Below are 13,385 nucleotides of genomic sequence, written 5' to 3'. Positions count from 1 at the left end.
ATCGGCGCGTCAGTGCAGGAGCCGCCCCATCGCGCCGGCCACATCGGCCATCCGGCAGGAGAAGCCCCATTCGTTGTCGTACCAGGCGAGGACGCGCACCAGCTTGCCCACCACCTTGGTCTGGTCAGGGGCGAAGATAGAGGATTGCTGGGTGTGATTGAAGTCGATCGAGACCTTGGGCTCGGGATCGTAGCCGAGCACCATGCCCATATAGCCCGCCGCGGCTTCGCGCACGATCTCGTTCACCTCGTCTCGGGTCACCGTCTTCGAGGCTTCGAAGGTCAGGTCGACGGCCGAGACGTTGGGCGTGGGCACGCGCAGCGCGGTGCCGTCGAGCTTGCCCTGCAACTCGGGCAGCACCTCCGCGATCGCCTTCGCGGCCCCGGTCGAGGTCGGGATCATCGCCATTGCGGCGGCGCGGGCCCGGTAGAGATCCTTGTGGCGGCGGTCGAGCGTGGGCTGATCGCCGGTATAGGAGTGGATCGTGGTCATCACGCCCGACTCGATCCCGATCGCGTCATTGAGCACCTTGGCGAGCGGCGCGAGGCAGTTGGTGGTGCACGAGCCGTTCGAGACGACATGGTGCTCGGGGCGCAGTTCGCGGTGGTTCACGCCATAGACGATCGTCTTGTCGGCATCGGTGGCGGGCGCCGAGACGAGGACGCGCTTGGCGCCGCGGCCCAGATGCACGGCCGCCTTGTCGCGGGCATTGAACTTGCCGGTGCATTCGAGCACGACATCGACCCCGTCCCAGTCGAGTTCTTCGGGATTGTAGGTGGACATCACCTCGATCGGGCCGCGGCCGAGATCGAGCGTCTTGCCCTCGACCTTCACCGGGCCGCCGAAACGGCCATGCACGCTGTCATATTTCAGCAGATGGGCATTGGTCTCGATCGGGCCGGTCGCATTGATCTTGACGATCTGCACGTCATTGCGCGCGGCCTCCGCGATATGGGCCAGAGTGCAGCGCCCGATCCGGCCGAAGCCGTTGATGCCGATGGTGACGGTCATGGTGATCTCTCCCGCAAGGATCGATGGGTTGGGCGCGGGATACCATCGTATGCATATCGGGAAAAGCTTTCAGACCAGCATGTTAGCGAAAACATCGGGTGTTTGCGGTAACGAAGCGGGTCGGGTGGCTATTCCTCGTCCTCGGCGGTGAGCACGATCTCGCCCGCAGCCTCCATTTCCCGGATCGCGGCGACGACCTCGCTGAGCGCTTCCTCGGCATCCTTCTCCTTCACCTTGCCGAGATTCTCGATCTCTTCACGCAAGGTCTGCGCCATGCGCTGCGAGATGTTGGAGAGGATGAATTCTCGGGACGGTTCGAGCGGGCCCTTCGCCGCGGCGAGTGCCGTGACCATGCGGGCCTGATCCACCTTGCGCAGGATCTTCGGAATGTCGCGCGGGTCGATGCGGGCCGGGATGTTGGCGAAGGTGAAGATCGCCTTGCGCACCTCTTCGGCAAAGGCGCTGTCTTCTTCCTCGAGGCCCTGAAGGACGGAGTCGCGCGTGGCCGAGGGGGCCGAGTTCAGGATCGCGCCCACACGCTCGACCGGGCCGCTGTCAAAGGCCTTGGGCGGCTGCGCATCGAGCTGCCCTGCGAGCGCCTGACCGATTCTCAGCACCGTCTCGGGGGCGACATTGCCGGTCAGGGAGACCGCATAGGCGACGCGGCGCGCCTTGTCGCCGGGCAACTGCCCCAACAGTTCGGCCGCCTTTCCGACGGAGAGCTTGGACAGCATCACCGCGCCGACCTCGGTGCTTTCCTCCGCGATGACGGGCAGCAGAACCTCGGTGGGCAGGCCGGCGATCCGCTCCCACGGGTCGGCGCGGGATTTTCCGGCCGCGAGCCGGCGCAATCGCGAGGTCGCCGCGGGGGAGATCTGGCCGTCGAGCAGCGTCAGCGCCCCGTCGAGCCCGCCCGGAAAGGCCACGCCCACCGCCTCGAGAGCATCGCAGAACTCCTCCACCACGGCGGCGAGGGTCTCGCGATCGACCAGACGCAGCCGCCCCACCTGTTCGGTGAGTTCGGTCTGGTGATCCTCGCTGAGATCGGAAAGCGGGAGTTTCACCCCGTCGGCGGCGAGCAGCCGCACGATCAGCGCGGCCTTTTGCTTGCGGGTCAGGCTGTCGCAGGAGGGGAGCGAGGTTTCCGGCCCCTCGTCGAACCCCGACAGGTTGCCGAGCCCCGTCATCGGCGCAATCGCGTTCACCGGCATCTCCATCCGCTGCTGCCATCCGTTTCGGAAGGCAGCCTGACACGAGGCCGGTTAAGGAGCGCTTAGCGCGCTCGGGTCAGCTCGATTGCACCACGCAGGCGCCGGCATCCTTGTCCCAGATCTGCCCCTGCGGGCAGGACATCGAGGCCTGATGCTCACGCGAGCATTGCGCTCCTGCGGCGAGCGGGGCGAGGATCAGTACGGCGGCTGCGAGAATAGTCCGGGTCATCACGCAAACTCCCTTTGCCAGATGACCCAGCGTAAGCCGAATCGATGCCGCCGCGCTATAGTCAGATGACATGCGCGGCGGCAGAGCGCTTATTCGCCGAAGACGCGGGCGAAGATCGTGTCGACATGCTTGGTGTGGTAGCCCATGTCGAATTGCGCGTTAATCTGGTCCACGCCAAGCGCTTCGACCACTTCCGGATCGGCCAGCAGCTGCTCGCGGAAATCGACGCGGTCTTCCCAGACCTTGAGCGCGTTGCGCTGCACCATCGCATAGGCGTCTTCGCGCGACACGCCCGCCTGGGTGAGCGACAGCAGCACCCGCTGGCTCATCACGAGGCCGGGGAACTTGTTCATGTTCGCCAGCATGTTCTCGGGGTAGATGATCATCTTGTCGACGACGCCCGCGAGGCGGTTCAGCGCGAAGTCGAGCGTCACGGTCGCATCGGGGCCGATCCCGCGCTCGACCGAGCTGTGCGAGATGTCGCGCTCATGCCAAAGCGCCACGTTCTCCATCGCCGGGATCACGGTCATCCGCACGAGGCGCGCGAGGCCCGTCAGGTTCTCGGTCAGGACCGGGTTCTTCTTGTGCGGCATCGCGGACGAGCCCTTCTGGCCCATCGAGAAGAATTCCGCGCCCTCCAGCACTTCGGTACGCTGCATGTGACGGATCTCGATCGCGACATTCTCGATCGACGAGGCGATGACGCCGAGCGTGGCGAAGAACATCGCGTGACGGTCGCGCGGGATCACCTGGGTCGAGATCGGCTCGGGGCGCAGGCCCAGCATCTTGCAGACATGCTCTTCCACGCGCGGGTCGATATTGGCAAACGTGCCGACCGCACCCGAGATCGCGCCGGTGGCCACTTCTTCACGGGCCGCGGCAAGGCGCGCCTTGTTGCGGTCCATCTCGGCGTAGAAGCGCGCGAAGGTCAGGCCCATCGTGGTGGGCTCCGCATGGATGCCGTGGCTGCGGCCGACGCGGATCGTGTCCTTGTGCTCGTAGGCGCGCTTCTTGAGCGCGGCCAGAACCTTGTCCATATCGGCCAGCAGGATGTCGGCGGCGCGCACCAGCTGCACGTTGAGGCAGGTATCGAGCACGTCCGAGGAGGTCATGCCCTGATGGACGAAGCGGGCCTCGTCCGAGCCGACATGTTCGGCCAGATGGGTCAGGAAGGCGATCACGTCATGCTTGGTCACCGCTTCGATCTCGTCGATCCGCGCCACGTCGAACTCGACGTTCTTGGCTTTCCAGACCGCTTCCGCGTTTTCCTTCGGGATCACACCCAGCTCGGCCTGGGCGTCGCAGGCATGGGCCTCGATCTCGTACCAGATCTTGAACTTGGTGGCGGGTTCCCAGATGTCGACCATCTCTTTACGGGCATAACGCGGGATCATCGGCGGGCCTCTTAGATTGCAGGTGGTTGAGGCGGCTTCTAGACTGCACCTGCCTTTGGGGCAAGGGAGGGCGCATGCCGGAGCTGTCGGATTTCGCGGGTGAGTGGGCGCTGACGCGGGAGATCCGCCATGCGGACGGATCGGAGGCCCGCTTCGAGGGCGCGGCGCGCTTCGTCCCAGAGGGAGAAGGGCTGCTTTATCTGGAGGAGGGCGCGCTGATCCTGCCCGGCGGGCAGCGGATGCGTGCCGAGCGGCGTTATCTCTGGCGCACTGAAGGGGGCCGGATCGCGGTCTTCTTCGAGGATGGGCGACCGTTTCACAGTTTCGCCCCCGACGCGCCCGAGGCGGCGCATTGGTGCGACCCCGACGATTACCGGGTCACCTATGAATTCGCGCACTGGCCCGATTGGCGCGCGGAATGGCGGGTGCGCGGGCCGCGCAAGGATTACGTCATGATCTCGGACTATCGACCGGCCTGAGCCCCGCGCCATGCACTCTTGCCTCGTCGCGGAAACCGGCGCAGGTTTGCTGTCATGAAGGACATCAATCGCCCCGCGATCTTGCAGAAACGCCTGAGCTTCGCGCCCTGGACCGATCCGCGCACGCGGCGGTTGCCCGGGGTGATCCCGGTCGGCTACGCGGACTGGTTCGAGGTCGACGACGCCTATGGCGCGCAGATGGCGCTGCGCGATGAACTGATCGCGGAGCAGCCCGAGCTGGTGCTCGGGCTGTCGGAGGGCGCGCGCTCGGCAGCCGCGGAGCTATTCGATCTGGTTCTGGATCTGTTGCCTCCGCTCGGGTTCGCCGTCGAGCCGGAGGCGGTGCGCCGCCCCGACGGGGTGCGCGTCGCGTTCGATCCCTCCGATCCGCTGCGCATGCTGGGGCGGCTGGTGCAATGCGACCTATGCCTGATGCAATCCGACCCGGAGGGGCAGGGGCATGGGGAGCATGTGCTCACGGGCGGTGTCTTGTGTTTTCCCTCGGGCTGGCGGCTGCCCGAGAAATTCATGCGCCCGATGATGCGCATCCACGCGCCGATCGAGATCTATAGCGAGGATCTGGCCAAACGCGTGCAGCGGCTCATGGACGGGGTTCAGGAAGGCCGCGGGCTTATGCGGGGCACCGCGGCCCATTCCCAGGCGCATCTGCACGATCCGCGCTCGGAATACGAATTCGACCACGCTCCCGAGGATGCGCCTTTCATCCGTGTCGAACGGCAATGCCTGTTTCGCCTGCCGCGGACCCGCGCCGTGGTCTTCTCGATCCACACCCAGATCGTGCGGCTCGAGAACCTTACGCCCGAGCAGGCGCAGGCCTTGGAAGACCACCCGATCCGCCGCGCGGATTGAGCCTCAGCTCTCCTGCATCAGCCGCCAGCGCGTCTCGGCCATGCCCTGCGAGATCATGCCGGGGATCAGCAGCGCGTCGATCAGCCACCAGAGGCCGACGAAGGCGAGCGGGATATATCCGATCAGGACCGGCGCGAAGAGCGTGCCGAGGCCGGTGAGCAACAGCATGATGATCCCCGAGCCGACGCGGCCCAGATACATGCGGTGCACGCCGAGCATCGGCAGCAGGAACCACAGAAGGTAGGCGGCGAGCGCGGATTTCTTCTCATTGGCAACGCGCTGCTCGATATAGAGGGCGCGGGCGTCATCTCGGGTCATGTTAATCTCCGTAACATCTTCCCTCTCGATATGGAGATGGCGAGGCGGAGATCAAGAGAGGCCCGATGCCGAGCGTCGCTGCCCGTGCGGTGGAAGGAACTTAGGCAAAAGGGCGGGAAACATGGCGGTATCCATGTCTTATGCCAAATTTGTAACAAAATCCGCCCTCTACCAAGGGTAGAAAGCCATTAAAAACAGATACTTGCAGAAGATGTATCTGCGAGTCGTCATTTCTGTAAAAGTTTCGTGTCGCGAAACGAACTCAAGATCTGTCGCCTTCCGTCACAGATTTGGACGAATTCGTCGCGAGAAAGACTGCCCAAGGACGGTGTGCATCCTGCCGCCGGTTTGGAAAGAATTTCGCGGAGCAGTCATGACGAATTTCTCGACCAATATCGACCAGCTGGGCCTGACGAAAAACGGGGCTCTGAGCACCGAGGCGATCAGCTACGAGGGGCTTGGGAAGCGCCTCTTCGATCTGGTCGCGGTGCTGCTGGCGATGCCGGTCCTGCTGCCGCTGATCGGTATCCTCGCGGCGCTCGTGCGCCTCGATGGCGGGCCGGCTTTCTTCGCTCAGGAGCGGATCGGCCGCGGCGGGCGGCGCTTTCGCTGCTACAAGCTGCGCACGATGCATGTGGATGCCGAAGAGCAGCTCGCCCGTCTGTGCGCCGAGAATCCCGAGATCGCCGAGGAGTGGGAAGTCCACCAGAAACTTCAGCATGATCCGCGCGTGACCTGGATCGGCCGCATCCTGCGCCGCACGAGCCTCGACGAACTGCCGCAGTTCTTCAACGTGCTGCTGGGCTCGATGAGCCTGGTGGGCCCGCGTCCCTTCACCGTCGAGCAGGAAGGGATCTACCGCAATGCGATGGGCATGGCCTATTTCCGGATGCGCCCGGGCATTACCGGCCCGTGGCAGGTGATGGGCCGCTCGACGACCACTTTCGTCGCCCGTGTCCGCTTCGACGAGCGCTACTATGTCGGGATGTCCCTGATGAACGATCTGTGGCTGTGCATGAAGACCTTCGGCGTGGTGCTGCGTCGCACCGGCTGCTGAGGTCTCGTTCTTTCACGACGAAAGCGCCCCCTTGCCGGGGCGCTTTTCGTTTCAGCGCTGAACCTGAAGGAATTTCAGCCCCTTGCGGTCGATCCATGCCGCGCTGAGCACGCCCGTGTTGAACGCACCCGTATCGAGTGCGATCCTTCCCTCGCCGGCGAAAGGCTGTTCCACGATCCAGTGGCCATAGGCGATCCAGACACCGTCGCGCCGGGGCGCGGTCGCGAAGCGCGGGTGGCCCCAGAGCAGCGCATCCGGGCTCTGCCGTTCGAGCGGGTGATAGGGATCGGCCCCGGCATGGGTCGCCGCGATCCGCCCGTCGCGCCAAACGAGCGGGCGGGCGTCGACCCAGGCCAGCAGGTCCGGCCCGATCGCGCGCGCAAGCTCCATCCGCAACTCGTCGAGCACGCCCGGGTCGGGATGACCGGGATCGGGCGGCGTGATGCCGAAGCTCAAAAGCGTCTCGGCCCCGCCCGCGTTGAGCCAGCGCACCGTGTGTACGTCAGGCGAGATCAGGAAATCGAGCATCATCCGCTCGTGATTGCCCATGAGGCAGACCATCCGCGCGGGGTTTTCGCGCTGCGCTGCATGCAGCAGAGACAGGACCTGCGCCGAATCCGGCCCGCGGTCGATCATGTCGCCAAGCGTGACGATACGTGCCCGCGCCGCCTCCGGTTCGGCCGCGATCCGCGCGAACATCGCGTCGAGCAGATCCGCGCGGCCGTGAATGTCCCCGATGATGCAGACGGGAGCATCGGGGCGCGGGAGGCCATCGGGGGAGGCGCCGGGTTGGGAAAGGCGTGAGAGTATTGATCGCAACATGTTCGGAAATCCGGGTTTGGGCGGGGTAGAAACCGACGCTCGACTGCGACATAACCCCCGGGAGAGCCGAGCAAAAGGGGCTCACGCGAAAATGGGCGGCGAACCGCTCGCGGGGCAGGGAGCGATGACGCTGGGACGGATCCTGATCGTGGTGGAGAACCTGCCCGTGCCGCTTGACCGGCGCGTCTGGCTGGAGGCGACGACACTCGCTCAGGCGGGCTATCAGGTCAGCGTGATCTGCCCGATGGGGCGCGGCTGGGACGCACCCTACGAGGAAATCGACGGCATCCACATCTACCGCCACCCCGCGCCGCCCGAGGCCCATTCCGGCGCGCTCGCCTATGCGCGCGAATATGGTCACGCGATCCGGCACTGGTTCCGGCTGGCGCGGATCGTCCGGCGCGAGCGCGGCTTCGATGTGATCCAGGGCTGCAATCCGCCCGACCTGATCTGGCTGCTGGCGCTGCGCTACAGGCTCTCGGGCGTGCGCTACATGTTCGACCATCACGATGTCTGCCCCGAACTGTTCGAGGCCAAATTCGGCAAGAAGGGACTTCTGTGGTGGGTGATGCGGATCTGGGAGAGGATCACCTTCGCCTGTGCCGACGTGTCGATGGCCACGAATGAAAGCTTCCGCCGGATCGCGATCACCCGCGGCGGAATGGCCCCCGAGGATGTCTTCGTCGTGCGCTCCGCCCCGCGGGTCGAAACATTCCTTCCCGGACCGGGCAATCCCGATTATCGCCGGGGCGCGAAAACCGTGCTGGGTTATATCGGCGTGATCGGCCAGCAGGAGGGGATGGACCTGCTGATCGAGGCGGTCGAGATCCTGATCCGCGAGGTGGGCCATGACGATCTGCATCTGGTCGTGGTGGGTTTCGGGCCCGAACTTCCCAATGTCGAGGCCGACGTGGCGGCGCGGGGCCTCTCGGATCACGTCACCTTCACCGGCCCGCTCTATGGCGACGAGATGCTCGCCGCGATGAATGCGATCGATATCGGCGTGGCGCCCGATCCGAAAAACGCGATGAACGACATCTCCACGATGAACAAGGTCATGGAATACATGACGCTCGAGAAGCCGCTCGTACAGTTCGAGCTGACCGAGGGCAGGGCTTCGGCGGGCGATGCGGCGCTCTACGCCCGTGCGAACGATCCGCGCGATTTCGCGGCGCGCATCGCCGAGCTGATCGAGGCGCCGGAGACCGGGTGCGAGATGGGCCGCAAGGGGCGTGAACGGGTGCTCGAGGCGCTGTCCTGGGACTTTTCGGCGCGGCGGCTCCTTGCTGCATATCGCCGCATTTTCGATAAGATGGGGAAATAATCCCTGCTTCGCAGAGGGGATTGTTTCCGGCGCCCGCGGCTTTTCGCATTGAATCGAGTTTTGCCTTGATCGGGGTCCCTTTTCCGCCACAAATCAATCCAGTGGCCTCGCAAGGCGGGGCGTGGAGTTTTGAGGCCGATGGATACTCCTCAAGTGGTTCGGATGGCAGGGAAGTCGCGGCGGGTCCTCGGCGCGATGGCCCTTGTCCTTGGCGCGCTGGGTGCGGCGGCCGCGTCCGCCGGAGAACTCCGCGAGGTCGCCCCCGTTGCGGCGCCTGCCTTCGCCACGCAAACGCCTTACGATCCGGTCACCCACGCACTCGCCCTCGGGCTGACACCGGCGCGGGCCGATGCGCGCGTCGATGCGGCGCTCAAGACGGCCGAAACCTGTGCTCTCGTCTTCGACACGCGCCAGCCGATCCCGCATTGCTGGGAAGGCGCTCCCGCGCTCGGCTCGTAAGCCTCAGTCGGGAATATAGGCGTCGAGCCGCGGCAGGGAACTTGCGATGAAACGGGTGAGGCGGGCATCGGCCCCCTCGATCTCCTCGTCCCGCGCGATCGGTGTCACATAGCGCACCAACGCCCCGTCGGTTCGCCCGCGCATCGCCCCGTCCAGGATCACCGAGAGCTTCGCGCGCCAGTCGCTCGTCATTGGCACGCCGCGTTCGTCGAACCAGTAATAGACAAGCGATCGGCTGAGGCCCTTCGAGATGATCGCCCGGTTCACCGTGAAAGCGGCGCGGCCGGGCAGGGCGAGACGGTGGGGGGCGAAGGCGCTCACCTCCCATCCGCCCGCCGGCAGGCAGACATCCGGCGAATGGATGCCCTCGCCATTGCTCTGATCCGCATACCAGGCGACGAAGAGGTTCACCGCGTGCTCGCGCGCGCGATCGGCATAGACGGTATTGAGGTAGTCGGAGGCGCCGAGCACGGCCTCGGTTTCCGGATCGAGAGGCCGGCGCTCTCCGTTCCAGTCGTCGATCCTGCCGGGGAAGTCCGCGAAACTCAGCCGGTGCGGCAACTCGGTCCGTAGCCCCGGCAGGCTGGTGAGTGCGGTGGACGCCAGCAGCGCCAACCCGATCGCCGCGAGGAGCATCCGCGACGGGGCCAGCGAAAGCACCCGCCGCGCCTCGGGTGCGAAGCGCCGGTAATCGAGATCGAGCGCTTCGGGGAGCGGCAGCGGATCGGGCGTCAGCCGCTGCAGCATGATCGCCGCGAGGCTGAGGGTCGCGATCGCCGCGCCGAAGATCGCCCAGCCCTCGAAGACATGCAGGAAGCCCTCGGCCTGACCGATCCCGTAGGCGTTGACGAGGATCGCCACCACGCCGATGCGCAGCGCGTTCAGCAGCACGGTCAGCGGCGCGGCCATCGCGAAGAGCACCGCCTTGTGCCAGAACGGGCCGCGATAGAGGATGCCGAAGAGATAGGAGAAGCTCAGGATCGGGAACAGGTAGCGCAGCCCGGAACAGGCCTCGGCCACCTGCAGCTTGAAGACCCCGAGGTCGATCACGTTCCCTTCGAGATAGACCGGGATATCCGCCAGCCGCACCAGCGCCACGCCCAGATTCGACGAGACGAATTGCAGGAAGATCGTCAGCTTCCAATAGAGGATCTGCGGCAGCGGCAGCATGAAGATCAGGTGCAGCACGGGCTTCCAGTGCCGCCGTCCGGCGTCCCAGCCCATGCTGAGAAGGACCACGCCCATCACCCAGACGATCAGCCCGTAGGTCACGATGTCGGCGATCTGCGCGAGATTGCCGAAGCCCGCGATCGCGAAGCCGAGTGCGAGGACCGCAAGGCCGGGCCAGCGCCGCGCGGGCCGGGCCGTGGCAGGGGGCGCCCGGTGCAGTTCGCGGGCGAAGAGATAGAGCGAAATGAGCGGGATGACGGGGCCGTGGCTGTATTCGGGGGTCGACCATGCCGCACCGAGGCTGCGCAGCCCGAGGGCGAAGACGGGGGCCGAGGCCGCGGCGAGCGCGATCAGGCCGAGCGCACCCCAAGGCAGGGCGCGCACCGCTCGGAGATTGGTGCTCGTCGTGCTCATACTGCTCGCCTCTTGCCCGTCTCGTGCGGAGCTTTGGCGGCAACATTATCCGCGATGCCCTTCGATCCAAAGCACAAAGGCCGACGGATGGCGCTCACGCCGCGGGCTGTGACTTTCACGCCCGCTCAGTCCGCCTTGCCGAGGGCCTCGAGCTCGCGCGCCGCGTTCGTCATCGCTTCGGGCGGCTCGCCCCCGGCGCGATCGACGGCATGGCGCAGGACACGGGCCGCGCGGTCGGTCTGCCCGAGCGCGAGTAGCACCTTGGCATAGTGGTACTGCGCGAGCGCGTTGTCGGGCAGGCCCGCGGCGGCGGCGGCCAGCAGCGGTTCGGCGAGCTTGTAACGGCCGAGCCGGTATTCGGCCCAGCCATAGGTGTCCTTGAAGGCGGGCTCGGGGCGCTCGCGGAACCTCTTGGCGATCCGCGCGGCGCGCTCCAGGCTCTCGGGATCGTCGCGCCGGGTGCTCAGAAGCGTCGCGAGGTTGTTCGCCACGACGAGGTTGTCCCCGTCCTGCGCGTAGAGCCTCCCGTAGCTGGCGATCGCGTCTTCGTATCGTCCGGCCTTCTCGAGCGCCCGCGCGCGATAGAGCTGCAGCAGCGTGTCGGGGTGCGGGGTCTGCGCGAGGGCGGTCTCGACGACCGCGAGGGCTTCGGGGTCGCGCCCCTGAGCCGCCAGCAGGCGATAGAGCTGGCGCGCGGGGCGCGGATCGTCCGGGGCATCCGCGGCAAGCGCGCGCAGGCCGGCCTCCGCTTTGGCGTTCTCGCCACGCAGCGCCGCGAGGTTGGCGGCAAGAAGGCGCAGCCCGTGCGACTGCGGAGCCTTTGCGAGCTGTTCGTCGAGATACTGGGCGGCGGCCTCGTCGCGGCCCGCGGCAAGCTGCGCCTCGATCACCGCCGCGACCGAGGCCGCGCCGCCGTCATTGGTTTCCGCCAGAGCCTTGAGCGTCTCGATCGCGTTGTCGGTGCGCCCGCGTCCCATGAGAATCGCGGCCCGGATCGATTGCGCGAGGCTCCGCGCCTCGGGCGTGCCGCTCGCGTCGAGCCGGTCGGCGATCGAATGGGCCAGGGCCCAGTCGCCTTCCTTCAGCGCCAGATCGGCCTGCCGTTGCAGCAGGCCCGGAGAGTCGGGATTATGCTCGACCGCATCGGTCAGGAGCGACCGCGCAGCACTTCGGCGATCATGGGTGAGGAGGAAATCGGCATAGCGGATCGCCTCTTCGGCGCCGCGATCAGAGGCCTCATAGGCCTGCGCGAAACGGCCGCGCGCGAGATCGGGTGCCCCTTCGCGCAGATCGGCCTCGCCCATGAGGGTAAGCGTCTCGGGATCGTCGGGCGCCTGCTGCAGCGCGGTGCGCAGCGCGACGAGCGCGTCCTCGGGGTGGTCCTCCGCGATCATCCAGCGCGCCTTTTGCTGCAAGGCGGGCACGTTGAGCGCATCCGCCTTCAACACCTGCTCGATCTGAGCCTGCGCCGCCGCCTTCTCCCCGGTCTCATCGAGCATCCGGGCATAGGCGACCCGCAGCCGTCGCGACTGTTCGTCGTCGCGCAACCGGGCGAGAAGCGTCTTCATCCGCTCCAGCGCCGCTGACCGTTTGCCGGTGGAGAAATCGAGATCGGCCCGCATCGCCGTGAAGATCGCCTCGTTGGACTGTCCGCGCGACTGCGAGATCAGGGTGTCGAGCTCGTCGCGCGCGGCCTTCGTCCCGCGCGCCCGCGCCAGGAACCGGACGAGTTCGATATACCCCTCGGTCTGTCGCTTGGGCTCCGAGGCGAGCTTGCGCAGGAAGCGCGCGGCACCTCCGGGATCGTCGCGCAGCACGAACCAGGCGACCAGCGCGGTGCGGGTCTTCTGGTCCCGGGGAAAGAGCGCCTGCATGGTCTCGAGCTGCGCCCCGATCGCCGTCTGGTCCTGCTCGGCGCTGATCAGCCGGAGCTTGAGGACCTGCAGCCGGTATTGCGCAGGGTTGCGCGCGAGCGCCCCGTCGATCGCGGTCAGCGCCTGTGCATCCTCGCCCTGCGCGGTGAGCGCGTCGATCAGCACGTGCCAGCCGGTCGCGATCTCGGGCGATACGCGGGTGAGGCCGCGCGCATCATCCGCGATCTGGGGGTAAGCGCTCTTGTCATTGCGCTGCATCGCCTCGCGCAGGTCGAGCGCGAGCAGGACCGCGCGCGCGCCGGGATCGTCGGGCCGCAGTTCGAGCGTGGCTTGGGCCTGCTGACGCGCTTGCCGAAGATTGCCGGTGCGCAGCGACAATTCGGACAGCAGGCGATGGACCTCGACAAGATCGGGATATTGCTCGACCAGGCGCAGATATTGCGAATAGGCCTCCTGCAGCCGACCCTGACGCAAAAGCAGATCCGCATAGAGCCGCCGCGCCTCCCGGTGGCTGCCGTCATAGTCGAAGACGTTGCGCAGCTGGACCATCGCGCGCTCGGCATCGCCCTGGCTCAGCAGGGTCTCGGCCGAACGGAAATATTCCTCCGCCTTCTCCTGCTTGCTCTTGCAGCCCGCAAGTGCGAGCCCCGCGCAAAGCACGAGAGCGGTGGTCCGCATCGCGAAGGGTATGGGCATCTGCTCCGGCCTGTCTCATGGCGCTCTCGAGGGCGCTTTGCGATAGATTAGCCACAT

13 protein-coding genes are annotated in these 13,385 nt (G+C 66.4%); 5 read left to right on the top strand and 8 right to left on the bottom strand.

Features of this window, described 5'->3' with window-relative positions; genetic code table 11:
* Window positions 1–9 precede the first annotated feature (9 nt).
* From gap to purB, 4 genes are all read right to left on the bottom strand, one after another.
* Window positions 10–1,011: a type I glyceraldehyde-3-phosphate dehydrogenase gene (gene gap / locus DW2_RS12650; protein ID WP_038147149.1), complete on the bottom strand. Its 1,002-nt coding sequence runs from the start codon at window positions 1,009–1,011 to the stop codon at window positions 10–12.
* A gap of 128 nt (window positions 1,012–1,139) precedes the next feature.
* Window positions 1,140–2,222 carry a flagellar motor switch protein FliG gene (locus tag DW2_RS12645; RefSeq protein ID WP_420340843.1) on the bottom strand — a complete coding sequence of 361 codons (1,083 nt, stop codon included), beginning with the start codon at window positions 2,220–2,222 and terminating at the stop codon, window positions 1,140–1,142.
* 76 nt (window positions 2,223–2,298) lie between these two features.
* Window positions 2,299–2,451, bottom strand: a complete 153-nt coding sequence (locus DW2_RS19805) for a chitin-binding domain-containing protein (protein WP_156102972.1) — start codon at window positions 2,449–2,451, stop codon at window positions 2,299–2,301.
* A gap of 89 nt (window positions 2,452–2,540) precedes the next feature.
* Window positions 2,541–3,845, bottom strand: a complete 1,305-nt coding sequence (purB, locus tag DW2_RS12640; protein ID WP_038147148.1) for an adenylosuccinate lyase — start codon at window positions 3,843–3,845, stop codon at window positions 2,541–2,543.
* A 74-nt stretch (window positions 3,846–3,919) separates the two neighbouring features.
* Here purB and DW2_RS12635 point away from each other — a divergent pair, with 74 nt between their 5' ends.
* Both DW2_RS12635 and DW2_RS12630 read left to right on the top strand, forming a co-directional pair.
* Entirely contained in the window at window positions 3,920–4,324 is a 405-nt protein-coding gene (locus DW2_RS12635; protein ID WP_038147146.1) for a DUF6314 family protein, read from the top strand.
* A 54-nt stretch (window positions 4,325–4,378) separates the two neighbouring features.
* Window positions 4,379–5,194: a heme-dependent oxidative N-demethylase family protein gene (locus tag DW2_RS12630; RefSeq protein ID WP_038147144.1), complete on the top strand. Its 816-nt coding sequence runs from the start codon at window positions 4,379–4,381 to the stop codon at window positions 5,192–5,194.
* Window positions 5,195–5,197: 3 nt separating this feature from the next.
* Here DW2_RS12630 and DW2_RS12625 read toward each other — a convergent pair whose 3' ends face one another.
* A complete protein-coding gene (locus tag DW2_RS12625; RefSeq protein ID WP_038147142.1) occupies window positions 5,198–5,512 on the bottom strand; it encodes a TM2 domain-containing protein in 315 nt (104 codons plus the stop codon).
* Window positions 5,513–5,885: 373 nt separating this feature from the next.
* Here DW2_RS12625 and DW2_RS12620 point away from each other — a divergent pair, with 373 nt between their 5' ends.
* A complete protein-coding gene (locus DW2_RS12620) occupies window positions 5,886–6,569 on the top strand; it encodes a sugar transferase (protein WP_081874978.1) in 684 nt (227 codons plus the stop codon).
* A gap of 51 nt (window positions 6,570–6,620) precedes the next feature.
* Here the strand turns inward: DW2_RS12620 and DW2_RS12615 are convergent, their stop codons facing one another.
* Window positions 6,621–7,391: a metallophosphoesterase gene (locus tag DW2_RS12615; RefSeq protein WP_038147140.1), complete on the bottom strand. Its 771-nt coding sequence runs from the start codon at window positions 7,389–7,391 to the stop codon at window positions 6,621–6,623.
* Window positions 7,392–7,482: 91 nt separating this feature from the next.
* Here DW2_RS12615 and DW2_RS12610 point away from each other — a divergent pair, with 91 nt between their 5' ends.
* Complete coding sequence (locus DW2_RS12610) at window positions 7,483–8,715, top strand: glycosyltransferase family 4 protein (protein ID WP_051856026.1); 1,233 nt, start codon at window positions 7,483–7,485, stop codon at window positions 8,713–8,715.
* A 162-nt stretch (window positions 8,716–8,877) separates the two neighbouring features.
* On the top strand, window positions 8,878–9,174 hold the full coding sequence (locus DW2_RS12605; protein WP_038147139.1) for a hypothetical protein: 297 nt from the start codon (window positions 8,878–8,880) through the stop codon (window positions 9,172–9,174).
* Between the two features lie 3 nt (window positions 9,175–9,177).
* On the opposite strand, the gene xrtD is transcribed toward DW2_RS12605, so the two are convergent.
* Both xrtD and DW2_RS12595 read right to left on the bottom strand, forming a co-directional pair.
* The gene (xrtD, locus tag DW2_RS12600) at window positions 9,178–10,758 is read right to left on the bottom strand and encodes a VPLPA-CTERM-specific exosortase XrtD (protein ID WP_038147137.1); all 1,581 of its coding nucleotides are present in this window, start codon (window positions 10,756–10,758) and stop codon (window positions 9,178–9,180) included.
* A gap of 125 nt (window positions 10,759–10,883) precedes the next feature.
* Window positions 10,884–13,328, bottom strand: a complete 2,445-nt coding sequence (locus DW2_RS12595; protein WP_038147135.1) for a tetratricopeptide repeat protein — start codon at window positions 13,326–13,328, stop codon at window positions 10,884–10,886.
* Between the last annotated feature and the right edge of the window lie 57 nt (window positions 13,329–13,385).

Origin of the sequence: Thioclava atlantica, assembly GCF_000737065.1 — a bacterium.
Classification (GTDB): domain Bacteria; phylum Pseudomonadota; class Alphaproteobacteria; order Rhodobacterales; family Rhodobacteraceae; genus Thioclava; species Thioclava atlantica.
This window is presented reverse-complemented; position numbering and strand designations above follow the sequence as displayed.